The sequence below is a fragment of the Paenibacillus sp. FSL W8-0439 genome (assembly GCF_038008995.1).
Taxonomy (GTDB): Bacteria; Bacillota; Bacilli; order Paenibacillales; family Paenibacillaceae; genus Paenibacillus; species Paenibacillus polymyxa.
In genome coordinates, this window is sequence record NZ_JBBPAK010000001.1 from 2,004,204 (window position 1) to 2,017,293 (window position 13,090).

Sequence of the window (13,090 nt, forward strand, 5' to 3'; positions counted from 1 at the left end):
TCTTGACTGTCAGCCCTTATATACTTTTAGTAGCAATCAATCTCTACTTCTCCCCATACCATAGCTTCAGACGATTTTGAATCAGGCCAGTGAAGATTTCTTCAGCCTTTGGTACACCCGCCTGATCCAGCTCTTGGAGCATGCGGTCATACACGGCATCGAATTGATCTGGCTTGGCGAGTACGGCCTCAGGAATCCGTTTGCGTACAATGTCCTGCGACTTCTGATAAATAACATTGTAATTTGTATTGGTCGGAACAGGCATGTTGTAGGCAGCACCCCACTCTTTTACCGGAAAATCCTTTTCGTTCGGGAACAGGTCTTTCCATGTCCGAGCTTTATATGCCTGAAGGGATTCTTTTTCCGCTTGGCTATAATTTTCGGTAATCATCTCCGGATAATTGGTTGTGTAATAGTTGCCAGTAGGGTCCTTCACGCTATCGCCGTAATGTGGTCCCCATATCCAATACAAACCGATACCTGATTCTCTGCTAAAAGAAGCGTTATCTTTGTTTTTGCGTTCTTGCACAGCTGCAGGAATGACTCGTTTGCCGTTCTCTACATTGTAATGCTGGCCTTCGATTCCCCAATTACGTAAAATTTGCCCTTCATCGGAGGCCAGGAAGTCCAGAAACTTGATCGCTCGCACCGGATTTTTGCATGAAGTTGTAATGCCAATCCCAGACGCAGTATCGAAACCAATGGGCTGGAGGGAATGATCCTCGTATTGCTCATTTAAAGTGACCGGAAAGTGGGAATAGGTGTATTCATCCTTACCTGCTGCCTTGAGCGCATTTTCGGCATCCTGGTAGTTCCATTCCTGATCAATCAGTCCGATGACACGACCTGCGGCGATTTTGGATTTGTATTGATCACTTTTTTGTACAAAAGTATCCCTATCCAACAGACCTTCATTGTACATATGGTTTAACCAACGAAAATACTCTCGCTCCTCCGGGCGTTTGTAGTGAAGAATGGCTTTGTGTGTTTTAGGATCAATATAATATTCTCCATCGTCTGGTCCACCTGTAGCTGTAACTGCCGGGTTTGTCACAGTAATCTGCATTTTCCAGTCCTCGGCATCGAGTGATAGGGGGATGGTAGGTTGGCCATTGGTAGTAGGGTATTTGGCAACATAATCTTTAAGTGCTTTTTCAAAATCTTGAACGGTGCGAATTTTGGGGTATCCGAGTTTCTTAAGGGCTTGATGCTGGATTTCGAAGCCTGCTTGTGCATCAAACGCGATGTGATCTACGCCCAAATTGGTTGGGATGGTGTAAATGGCGGGATCTTCACTACTGTATTTAATACGATTAAAATAATCTCCATACACTTTCTTAATGTTAGGACCGTATTTATCAATCAGGTCGGTTAAGTCAATGAGTGCTCCGGCATCGACCAGCTTTCCAATGTCTCCTTTGGGGTACACGAGATCAGGGTACTCTCCGCTAGCAGCCATTAGGGCAAACTTTTCCTCACCTCGACCGTTAACAGCATGTTCGGCATTTAGTGTAACACCCGTTTTCTTGATAATTTCCTGCCCGACAGCGTCCTTCATGTTGTTCCAGTTGGAGCTTGAGTCACCGCCAAAGAACGTTAATGTAATGGGACTGGTGTCATCGGGGTCTTCCTTTTCTGCCGTACCGCCTTTGCTATTCGCGCAGCCCGTTGTAACAAGCAGCAGCAAAGCCAGAAGCAGGATGGAGCATTGTTGTACCGACCTGTTCGTGAACATCTGCAAATCCCCCTTAATAAGTATGATTTACACAATGTAAGTGCTTTCATTAGTAAATTGTAGGAAATAAAGAACCTTACGTCAAGTTATTTATGTTTATTTGTTATGTGTTTTGTTTTTTATTAAGCAAACATATTTAATGAAAGGTGTGGATTTGTGCAAATCCATCGTTTGATGATCTAAAACAAAGTATGCTACGATGGTACCAGTTTATAGGCATACCTGTATATTTAGAAGACTAAGGTAGAAAAAGATTTCGAATAGGGTTGGGTGAGGAGATGCGTGGAAAAGTAACATTGCAGGAAATTGCGGATGCGGCGGGTGTTTCAAAGTTCGCTGTTTCACGTGCACTGTCAGGCAAACCCGGTGTAAGTGAAGAGACGAGGGCGCTGCTGGTTAAGCTTGCTGCCCAGATGGGTTATTTTCGCAGTCATCCCAAAATGACCGGGGTAGAGCCTCGGGACACAGATGCCAGAGAATGGTCGGGTACCGTGCTGGTGTTATTTCCGAATATTCGACACCAGAATCGGGAGTCCAGATACTGGGGACCTGTATTTGAAGGGATTTCCGAGCGTCTGAACCGCAAGGGATTGGATATGATCACGTTAACGGAGCCTTCAACTGATGATATGTTTTCTTTGCTGAACCCGGAGGCCATTAAAGGGATTATCACAGTAGGAACAATTTCAACTACGTTGTTGCTGAACATTTATCGAATGGGTATTCCAGTCGTCATGGTGGATCATTGGGACTCTGCATTTTTAAGTGATGCGGTGTTTACGGATAATCGCACATGCATGAATGAATTAATGAAGGATTTGCTGTGTAGGGGTTATGCCCACTTTCAGTTTGTGGGTCATATTGACGACGCTCACAGTTTCTATGAACGTTGGGAAGCTTTTCGGTCCGCACTGGAAATGAGCGGAGTAGAATTACGGCAGAACAAAGCCCTTATTTATGGGGGAGCGCAGGCACTTGCCGAGGAAATGGACGAGTTGCCCGAGGATGAGCTGCCAGAGGTTTTTGTTTGCGCTAATGACGTGACTGCTTCGCAAGTCGTGGAAGTGCTGAAAGGAAAGGGGATTGACGTTCCGAGGCGGTGCGGGGTGACCGGGTTTGACGATACGAATGATCAAATGCCGATCTATGCCACGGTGAGAGTGGATAAGGAACTGTTGGGGATGCGAGCGGTGGACCAGTTATTATGGCGCATCATGAATCCAAGCTCGCCTGTGGAAAAAAAGCTGCTGCACGCTGATCTACTCATACGGGAAGTTCACGCGCCACGGATCAGCCGGGAAAATGATGATCGTGATCGTTCCTTTAGCACAATTAAATATAGTTGATGTCCGGATATGTGGGATGAATTCGATCCACAGTGAAGACGAGGGAAGTCGCTTTTAGCCTATTTAGGGGTAGAGGGCGACTTTTATTTTGTGTTTTACCGGTTGTTCCAAAAAAACAATTGACTAACTTGTTAGCTTAATGTTATTTTTGTTATGTTAATGAGTGATCCAGATGTTCCCAATCATCCTTATAGGGAGGCTTGCGACGATGATTAATGTAATAGGATTGGATGGCTGGAGGTTTAGGGAAGCACAAACTGATGAGTGGCTCAGTGCGAAAGTGCCGGGTTGTGTGCATACCGATCTTTTGCAACATGGTAAAATTCCTGACCCTTTTATCGGTATGAACGAGATAGAGGTACAGTGGGTTGATAAGCAGGATTGGATATACGAAGCCTATTTTGAGATAGATGCAAATCAGCTTCAATGTCAATGTGTAGAGCTGGTGTTGGAAGGCCTGGACACATACGCAGATGTAAGAGTAAATGGTCAAGCTGTCTTATCGGCCAATAATATGTTTCGGGTATGGAGACAGGATGTGAAGGCATTTGTTCAGCAAGGGAAAAATCGGCTTGAAATCCATTTTCGCTCTCCGATTACGGAAGATGTGCCTAAGCTGGAAAGGTTGGGCTATGGACTTCCCGCACCGAATGATCAGTCCGAGATAGGTGGCTTGTCCGATAAAAAAGTAAGCGTTTTCGCTCGTAAGGCTCCCTATCACTATGGCTGGGATTGGGGACCAAGGCTGGTGACGAGCGGGATCTGGAGAGAGGTTCGGCTTGAAGCTTGGTCTGGTCTGACTATGAGAGACCTGTTTATTCGACAGGACCAAGTGAGTACCGAGAGGGCTGAACTCACGGCAGTAGTAGAGATTGAAAATGCAGATGAGATTAGAGATGTCGAGTTGTGTATTTCTGTTGACGGCGGGGTATGGTCCAAACCGGTTCGCCTGCGGAAGGGAAAGCAAACAGTGGAGCTGGGGCTGGTGATAAAGGAGCCGAAGCTGTGGTGGTGTCGTGGACTGGGAGAGCCGCATCAGTATACGTTTGTAGCCGAATTGAAGGAGCAGGCACAGGAAGCGGTGATTGCGGAAAAATCAGTGAAAACGGGACTGCGATCAATTCGTCTTGTACGTGAGCGGGATACGGCAGGCGAAAGCTTCTATTTTGAGCTGAATGGAATCCCCGTGTTTGCTAAAGGAGCCAACCATATTCCGAATGACAGCTTTGCTGCCGAAGTTACGTTGGAACGATATCGGCATGAAATTGCCAGTGCAGCCGCCTCCAATATGAATATGTTGCGGGTGTGGGGTGGCGGTATTTATGAACAAGACGTATTTTATGACTTGTGTGATGAATACGGCTTGCTCGTGTGGCAAGATTTTATGTTCGCATGCAGCATGTATCCGGGGGATCAGGCTTTTTTGGACAATGTGACGCAGGAAGCCGAAGATAACATCAAGCGATTGCGCCATCATCCTTGCATTGCGTTATGGTGTGGCAATAATGAGATTGATTCTGCGTGGGCCCATTATGAAGAAAATGCGGGCTGGGGCTGGAAAAAGGCCTACACGCCTGAGCAACGGGAACGCCTATGGGATGATTATGAGACGCTCTTTCACCGGATTTTACCGGAGGCGGTAAATACCTGGGCTCCGCAGACGGCATATTGGCCCTCCTCACCGCTAATTGACCTGACCGGAGATCGAAACCAGCATGCTCATCCGTCCTCAACAGCAGGAGACATTCATTATTGGGGAGTATGGCATGCGTCTGAGCCGTTTGAGAATTATCACATACATGTGGGCCGTTTTATGAGTGAGTATGGTTTTCAGTCCTTTCCTGAATACAAGTCTGTTCGCACGTATGCGGAAGAGAAGGATTTGGAACTGGAATCTGCGGTGATGCTGGCACATCAAAAAAACGGTTCAGGCAATCGGTTGATTCAAGAATACATGGGACGGTACATGCGGCAGCCCAAGGATTTTACATGTTTTCTTCTCATGAGCCAAGTTTTACAGGCAGAGGCGATGAAAATGGCTATAGAGGCCCATCGTCGTCACAAGCCCTATTGCATGGGGACATTATACTGGCAGATGAATGACTGCTGGCCCGTTGCCTCTTGGTCGAGTATGGACTATTTTGGTCGTTGGAAGGCGCTTCAATATACAGCTAAACGCAGCTTTGCCGATGTGCTCTTGAGTGCAGTAGATACGGAACAGGGGAGTAAAAAACTGCATCTGGTTAACGATACGCTAGAGCCGATAGCAGGTACGCTGCGGCTGACGCTTTTGCATATCCGTGGCAGTCAGGCTATTCGTGATGAGAACGTTAAGGTAGAACAGCCGGCGGGCGGCGCAGGGATCGTACATATACTGCCTACCGACCAATGGTTGAATGGCCTGGATCGTACGGAGCATATGCTGGTCGCACGTCTGATACAAAACGGTGAACAGGTGGCCTCGAGCGAAATTTATTTTGCAGGCACGAAAGAGATGGATTTACCTCTGGCGAAAATTGAAGTGACAGAGATACAGGGAAGTGGGGGCAGTAGGTTCATGCTCTGTTCGAATACACTTGCTAGACATGTGTGGTTGACCGCAGAACAGGAGGGGATTTTCAGTGACAACCACCTAGATCTGGCGCCTGGTATTCCCAAAACGGTGGAATTTCTGACCTTGCGTAACAGTGCCTCCGCATTTGAGGCAGCTGCGCCAGGTGCATTGACGGTACAATCATTGGTCAATTGGATACAAGGGTAGAGGACGGTAAAAGCTTATCCGCCTTGAATACAGTAAGCATCTGTCTCCCGGGGACATGAGGTCAACTTCGGGAGAACAGATGTTTTTTTTATCTTCATTTTATGCAGAGTGGAGCGCTTCCATTGAGCTTGAAGCCATTGTGGTGTACACTGTCCAGAACAGGTGTAAATTGGAACGTCAGGAAGGATGGACGGTTACAAGGAGGGAAAGTAACATATGTATGACCGTTTAAGATCGTTAAATTATCCAGTCAAACTTTATATTTTTATTGCACTGGCCTTATGCTCCGTAATCAGTACATTGTGGATCATTAACGTGCGATTGCCCTCAGGGGGCCGCCCTTATTTTTTTATTTGGTGGAATATGATGCTGGCCTGGATTCCTATGTTGCTGACGCTTTTGCTAGATGTCATTCATTGCTCGTGGAGACGGGGAACGAGGACATTTATGCTCTGGATCATAGGGGCTGGCTGGCTTTTCTTTTATCCCAATATACCCTATTTGATTACAGATTTGCTGCATGTATTCGCCAGATATCCATTTCTCGGGGAGCAGCGTTTTTGGGGCAATCCGTACTTTTGGAATCATGTATTAGGGATGCTGCTGGTAGCTGTGCTTGGCCTCACCATGGGGGTTGTATCGCTTGAATCCGTACGACAATTGGTGCAGCGTGCTCGAGGCGGGCTTGTCAGCTGGTTGTTTATGCTGGCGGTACTCCTGCTAAGTAGCCTGGGGATTTATATTGGTCGTTTCTTTCGAGGAAACACATGGGATATTGTGTCTGCGCCGTCCCAGTTGTACACACAAATATCTTCCATATGGGCAGACTCTTTGCAACGCACGCATTTCGTGGAGTTTAGCGGGATGGTATTCGTGATTATGCTCGTTAGCTATGTATCCATGATGTGCGTGGTCTGGATGGGGAACAGCCGCCGGGACGAATGGCATCGCTGGTGATTACGATGGGGCTGAGTGGCTAATTATCATCATAAGATAAAATGTAAAGGCAAAGGAGGAATAGCTACAATGAACGGACAGAACCGATCTGATATCCGCGCTGGTCTTCAGGTGGATATTGTGCTTAAAAAGGATCAGCCCACGGGTAAGCTGACGCGAGGAACGGTGAAGGATATTTTGACCAATTCCCCGCGTCATCCGCATGGAATCAAAGTACGTTTGGCAGACGGGCAGGTTGGACGTGTCAAACATATTGTAATGAAAGAAGGATAGAGCTGTAGGCTTAGGAGGGATGATGTATGAATCAGGCAACGGCATGGTCTAAAAATGATCGTTACCCGCTTGTTTTACTTGTACTGCTGGTGCTTGCTCTCATTTGGTCCTTGGTTCGTCCGGCGGATTATTTTACATGGGTACTGGAAGTTCTCCCAGCCGTTTTGGGAGCTGTACTGCTGGCGGCTATTTACCGTCGATTTCGGTTTACCAATCTGGTATACACCCTCATCTGGCTACATGCATTGATCCTGATTGTCGGCGGGCACTATACCTATGCTGAAATGCCGCTATTCAACTGGATTCGGGATACGTTTGGGCTGGAGCGCAATTATTATGATCGACTTGGGCATTTTGCGCAAGGTTTTGTGCCTGCACTCATTGTCAGGGAAGTGCTGCTACGTAAGACGACTTTGGGAAGCGGGAGCTGGCTCACTTTTCTGACGGTTAGTGTATGTCTTGCGATCAGTGCTGTGTACGAATTGATTGAGTTTGCCGTTGCCAAGGCAACCGGTACAGCGGCAGAGGCCTTTTTGGGAACACAGGGAGATATATGGGATACTCAATGGGATATGCTTCTTGCGTTCATCGGTGCCCTGACAGCGGTGATTTTGTTAAGCGGGGTACATAACAAGCTGCTCAAGCAGCTAAAGGTGTAGCAGGGTTTCTTGAATTTCCAATATTTTTGAGGGTTATATTCGCGTCACAGGGTAACTGTCGAGATGTAGGGTCGCTGCATCCATGTAGCTGTCCAGCAGCCGCTCAAAAATACGGTCCCATGTCTGCTCCAGACTGTATGCTCTACCGGTTCTGGACAGAAAGTCGCGAAGTGGGGCATCCTCGTACAACAGGAGTACAGCTTTGGCAAAGGCAGCCGCGTCCCCAGCTGGACACAGTAGCCCTGTTTCCCCATCGATTATATTGTCTTTGACCCCGCCTTCATTCGCGCCAATCACGGGTGTGCCACTGGCCATAGCCTCCAACACGACGTTACCGAAGGTTTCTGTAGTGGAGGGAAAGAGGAATACATCGGCTGCAGCGTAGAGTTCAGCTAATTCCGCTCCTTTTACAAAACCAAGCCAGTGAACTGTGTGCTCTGGCACCCCGATATCTGCTGCAGTTTTGTACTTAAACAATGGGCCATCTCCTGCAATGACCAGTACTGAGGCTGCGCGGACGTCGTCGGGTAACTGGAGATAGGAATCCAGTAACGTGTCTATCCCCTTTTCCGGTGCAAGTCTGCCCACATATAAAATCACAAATGCGTCTGCATGAACGCCCCATTTTTCCCATATCGCTTCGCGATTCACTGTGGGCTGGAAGCGGTCGGTATCAATTCCTCTACCCCAGATTTCGAGCTGTCCCATTCCTTTATTGCGTAACAATTCCATGGTTGACCGAGAGGGGACATATACCCTTTCACAATGTCTGTGAAACCAGAGCATGTATCTCCATAATGCAGGTTCAAGCCAGCGAAGCTTGTAATATTCGAGGTATTTATCAAAGTGGGTGTGATAGGAGGCGACGAGTGGAATATGGTGTTTGGCAGCGTAGCTTGTTCCATACAAGCCAAGGTTAAACGGAGTAGCGACATGAATTAGATGCGGGGAAAAGGCTGACAGGCGCTCGTTGATTTGTTTGGCATTAGGGATCGCAAGTCTGCATTCCCGGTACAATAAAAAGGGAATACTTCGAAATCGCTCCACGCCCGGCCCCGAGGACAGATGATGATCTGCCTCCGGTGCGAAGACAAGCGTAGATACCCCATGTGTCTCCAAATAGCCAATCCATCGTTCCAGTGTCAGAGCAGCGCCATTGACGTCAGGCGTATACGTGTCAGTAAATAATGCGACTCGAAGCATGCCTTCATTCCTCCTCCGCCATTCTCATTTATTCTATGACGTTCCAGGGGAGTCCGCTTGGAGGCTCCGGCTTTTATTGTGTCATGATTTTGTTTACGGGCTTGCTGGGTTTTGTAAAAGTTGGCCTGCGGACAGGCGCTCTTCTCAGATTTTACTAATCCGTGACACGATAAGTTCCTCTTGTGAGGTTGATGCATATCGGTTAATTCTGTTGATATGTATCCTAGTAGGAGCTGTACATTTCATAAATATTCCTGATCTCCGATGGTTTTGGGTAATAATAAAACATGGACTTTGTCTTGAAATTTCATTATAGTAATTCGGTATGAATAAATTTGAAGGGTAAGCAGGAGGGATGGCTGTGGCTTTTGGAGCACGGGTGTTAAAAACGGGAATCGCAGTGACGCTCGCCCTTTTTCTGAGCACGCTTTTGAACACCCATTCGCCTGTGGGGGCAGCGATAGCCGCTATTTTTGCCATGCAACCGTCGATATATAGGTCGTGGCGTTATTTTCTGGATCAACTCCAAACAAGCACATTAGGTGCAATCATGGCGTTGCTGGGCGGAATGGTATTTTCGAATGAGCCGATTGCGGTCGGACTGGTATGTGTATTGGTACTTATGATATGTCTGAAAATAAACATGGCTGATACGGTTGGATTGACACTTGTGACCGTTGTTTCTGTCATGGAAGCTTCAGGGGACTGGAAATTTGCGGTAACCCGCTTTGCGCTGACTCTGATCGGGATTGTGTCTGCTTTTGTCATCAACATTACCGTTTTTCCTCCCAAACCGAAAAGGCAGTTTATCAATCAGATTCAAAATGTATTTAACAGCATGTCCTTGCTGCTGCGAACTGCCATTTCCGATGAGATTAAGGAGTCTGTCTTTAGAGAGGAAAAAGGAAATTTGGAGGGAGCTATTAAATCACTCTCGGATAAATATCATTTGTTCGAAGAGGAGCAGAAAAAGCTCAAGCGCACCAAGTTCAGTCAGACGAGACAAATGGTCGTATACAAACAAATGCTCGAAAGTTTGCACAAAGGTTACGAGGTCTTGGATGCGGTGGAAAGGCACTACTTCCAATCTTTACGTCCAGAGGGAACAGATGCGTTTTTTGACGACCATCTGGAGCGGCTGATTCGTTTCCACGAGCACGCTCTGCTGAAATTCGAAAATAAACTGAAACCAAATGAGGATGAAAGTGAATTGTTCCAGCAGGCTAACGGTGATTTTATGAAGCATGCAATTACACGTTTTGACCATTGTCAGGAGGGGATGCTACGGCTTTCCATCGTAGCTGCGACGATGTACGACTATGGTCATCAGCTGGAGCGATTGAGCAGACTGGCCGACCATATTCATCCTGTGGAAGAGAGCCGATAGGCGATTTCGGAAAAAAGAAAAGGCGACCGTATTCATCAATCAGATGGACGGTCGCTTTTTTATGTAATGAATTTAATAAAGTAGGAACAGGCTAATGGAAGGTTGCCAGAAAGCACAAAAAAAGCCCACTGGTTGCGAACAGGGACTGAACTTGCTACAATAGAGGATGCTATGTTTTACATAGTAAAACCGTATTGCATAAGTTGTTAACACACTACTTGTTACATTATAGCATGCTTCAAAGGAATAGTCAATTTTCCCGGATCAGGGGGATGCGATGAGTATGCCCGGGTCCATAATAGAGCATAGTTTGTACGCAAGGGAGCCCTGCGCGGAGCAGGAGGAAACGGAACAGGAGCGATGTCAGTGACTACTGAGCAGCAATGGAATGAGGAACAACGAAGAGTAGAAGATGTGACCGCAGTCATTAGCGGGCGTATTCGGAAGCTGGAGACAGAGGTTGGTTCTGTGCGAGGCGATGTCGTCGATATGCGTAAAGACTTCTGGGATGAGGTAACGATCAATTTCAGTGAGGCGGATGATGTGGGAGAGACGTCCACCAGTTTGCGTCAGCAGTCTGAGATTTTGTCTGAGCGGGAACGAAGACACAAGCATTCCACTGAGGCGTTAGGTCGTTTGAAAAAGTTGCTTGACTCACCTTATTTTGCACGTATTGATTTTGCTGAGGAAGGGCAGACTGCGGAGCGTATTTATCTGGGGATTGCCTCCCTGCTGGATAACCAGGATGAGGAATTTCTGATCTACGACTGGCGCGCACCTATTTCGAATCTTTATTACGATAACATGCCAGGTCCCGCTTCTTATAAGACCCCAGCAGGAGAGATGGAAGGAGAACTGACGCTCAAACGCCAATTCTCGATCCGTGACGGACAGATCCGCTTTATGTTCGATACCGGCGTCACCATTGGAGACGAACTCCTTCAAGCCGTATTAAGCCGGAGTTCGGATGCTCAAATGAAAAGCATTGTCGCCACCATTCAAAAGGAGCAGAATCGCATCATTCGTGATGATCGAAGCCGGATGCTGATAGTTCAGGGAGCGGCAGGAAGCGGCAAAACCTCCGCTGCGCTTCAGAGAGTAGCATATTTGCTATACAAGTATCGGGATCGCTTGCGAGCAGATCAGGTCGTGTTATTCTCGCCAAACCCCATGTTCAACAGTTATGTTTCGACAGTATTGCCTGAATTGGGTGAGGAAAATATGCTTCAGGCCACATTTCAGGAATATTTGGAACGGCGTTTGGGCCGGGAGTTTCAGCTAGAAGATCCTTTTGAGCAGCTGGAATATGTGCTATCAGCGTCGTCACAGCCTGGGTATGAGGCTAGGATGGAAGGTATCCGCTTTAAGTCATCCAAGACGTTCTTACATGTGATTACAGGCTACAAAGCGCACCTGGAACAAAAGGGAATGCGTTTTAAACCGGTTCGTTTTCAGGGACGTGAGGTGATTTCAGTAGAGCAATTGGCAAGCAAGTTTTATGGATTTGACTCGGCTGTGCGGCTGGCGAACAGATTGGAGCTGCTGCGTGATTGGATGCTCAAAGAACTGGCTCGCTTTGGTAAGGAAGAATGCTCCGCTCCTTGGGTGGACCAGCAGATGGATCTGATGGAGCCGGAGGATTATCAGCGTGCATATAACCGCATGCGCCGGAAATCCAAGAATAAAGGCGATACCTTCGACGACTTTACGCGAGAAAGAGAAATATTGGCGCGTATGGTGGTCAGTGATCGCTTAAAGCCCCTGCGCAAGTGGATTAAGGCACTTCGCTTCGTGGATACAACCCGTCTATACAGCGAGCTGTTTATGAACGAGACGTTATTAAGCGAACTGTCGAATCATGCAGAGCTGCCCGTCAACTGGAGTGAAATTAGTCGGCAAACTCTGAAACGCATTCAGGCTGGAGAACTAGCGTATGAGGATGTGACGCCCTTTTTATATTTGCGTGAGCTGATGCTGGGCTTCCGCTCCAATAGCAACATCCGTCATGTGTTTATTGATGAGGCACAGGACTATTCACCATTCCAGCTGGCGTTCTTCAAACGATTATTTCCACAGGCTAAAATGACAGCACTGGGCGATTTTAATCAGGCTATCTATGCCCATGCTTCGGTGCTTCAGGATGCAGAACCATTGTATGACCTGTATGGAGCAGAACAGACCGAGATGATTTCCCTGACACGCAGCTATCGTTCCACACAGGAGATTGTAGAGTTTACCCGGGGGATGGTAGCAGGAGGGGAGCATATTGTTCCGTTTAACCGTAAGGGTGAGAAGCCTCTGGTAACCGAGGTGAACTCGCGTGAAAAGCTGCATCAACTGATAACTGAGAATGTTACAAAATTGCTGGCAGAGGGTTATGAATCCATAGCGGTGATCTGTAAAAATGCTGATGAAAGCGCGGCAGCCTACGAAGCACTAGAAGGACAACTGCCAGTAAAGCCAAAATTAATTAAGAAAACAACTCCCGCTTTTGAAAAGGGGATTCATATTATTCCGGCCTATCTGGCGAAAGGCGTGGAGTTTGATGCGGTTCTCATTTATGACGGATCGGCCCAAGTATACCAGCGTGAGAGTGAGCGTAAATTGTTCTACACGGCCTGTACGCGAGCGATGCATTTGCTGCATATCTATAGCATAGGGGAGATTACGCCATTCGTGAGTTCGCAGGAATCGGAGACGTATATCCGTAAAGTGAAATAAAGTGACCAGGTTCTTTAGGGGCGGCTGGCAATATTGAGCGTATTCCAG

9 protein-coding genes are annotated in these 13,090 nt (G+C 47.3%); 7 read left to right on the forward strand and 2 right to left on the reverse strand.

Features of this window, described 5'->3' with window-relative positions; translation table 11 throughout:
• Positions 1-43: 43 nt before the first annotated feature.
• Positions 44-1,735, reverse strand: a complete 1,692-nt coding sequence (locus MKX36_RS08840; protein WP_031463280.1) for an ABC transporter substrate-binding protein — start codon at positions 1,733-1,735, stop codon at positions 44-46.
• A 278-nt stretch (positions 1,736-2,013) separates the two neighbouring features.
• Here MKX36_RS08840 and MKX36_RS08845 point away from each other — a divergent pair, with 278 nt between their 5' ends.
• The 5 genes from MKX36_RS08845 to MKX36_RS08865 all read left to right on the forward strand — a co-directional run bounded on the left by MKX36_RS08845 (position 2,014) and on the right by MKX36_RS08865 (position 7,731).
• Positions 2,014-3,081, forward strand: a complete 1,068-nt coding sequence (locus MKX36_RS08845; protein WP_340864552.1) for a LacI family DNA-binding transcriptional regulator — start codon at positions 2,014-2,016, stop codon at positions 3,079-3,081.
• 208 nt (positions 3,082-3,289) lie between these two features.
• Positions 3,290-5,842 (forward strand): beta-mannosidase, encoded by a 2,553-nt coding sequence (locus MKX36_RS08850; RefSeq protein ID WP_340864553.1) that lies wholly within the window; start codon positions 3,290-3,292, stop codon positions 5,840-5,842.
• A gap of 216 nt (positions 5,843-6,058) precedes the next feature.
• Positions 6,059-6,799, forward strand: a complete 741-nt coding sequence (locus MKX36_RS08855; RefSeq protein ID WP_019686946.1) for a DUF1361 domain-containing protein — start codon at positions 6,059-6,061, stop codon at positions 6,797-6,799.
• Positions 6,800-6,868: 69 nt separating this feature from the next.
• Entirely contained in the window at positions 6,869-7,072 is a 204-nt protein-coding gene (locus MKX36_RS08860) for a YwbE family protein (RefSeq protein WP_016819189.1), read from the forward strand.
• Positions 7,073-7,098: 26 nt separating this feature from the next.
• Positions 7,099-7,731, forward strand: coding sequence for a DUF2238 domain-containing protein (locus MKX36_RS08865; RefSeq protein ID WP_107734284.1), 633 nt, complete (start codon positions 7,099-7,101; stop codon positions 7,729-7,731).
• A 33-nt stretch (positions 7,732-7,764) separates the two neighbouring features.
• Here the strand turns inward: MKX36_RS08865 and MKX36_RS08870 are convergent, their stop codons facing one another.
• Positions 7,765-8,934, reverse strand: a complete 1,170-nt coding sequence (locus MKX36_RS08870) for a glycosyltransferase family 4 protein (protein ID WP_025364610.1) — start codon at positions 8,932-8,934, stop codon at positions 7,765-7,767.
• Positions 8,935-9,289: 355 nt separating this feature from the next.
• Here MKX36_RS08870 and MKX36_RS08875 point away from each other — a divergent pair, with 355 nt between their 5' ends.
• Both MKX36_RS08875 and helD read left to right on the forward strand, forming a co-directional pair.
• Positions 9,290-10,321: an FUSC family protein gene (locus MKX36_RS08875; protein ID WP_031463284.1), complete on the forward strand. Its 1,032-nt coding sequence runs from the start codon at positions 9,290-9,292 to the stop codon at positions 10,319-10,321.
• Positions 10,322-10,681: 360 nt separating this feature from the next.
• The gene (helD, locus tag MKX36_RS08880; protein ID WP_340864554.1) at positions 10,682-13,042 is read left to right on the forward strand and encodes an RNA polymerase recycling motor HelD; all 2,361 of its coding nucleotides are present in this window, start codon (positions 10,682-10,684) and stop codon (positions 13,040-13,042) included.
• Positions 13,043-13,090: the final 48 nt, after the last annotated feature.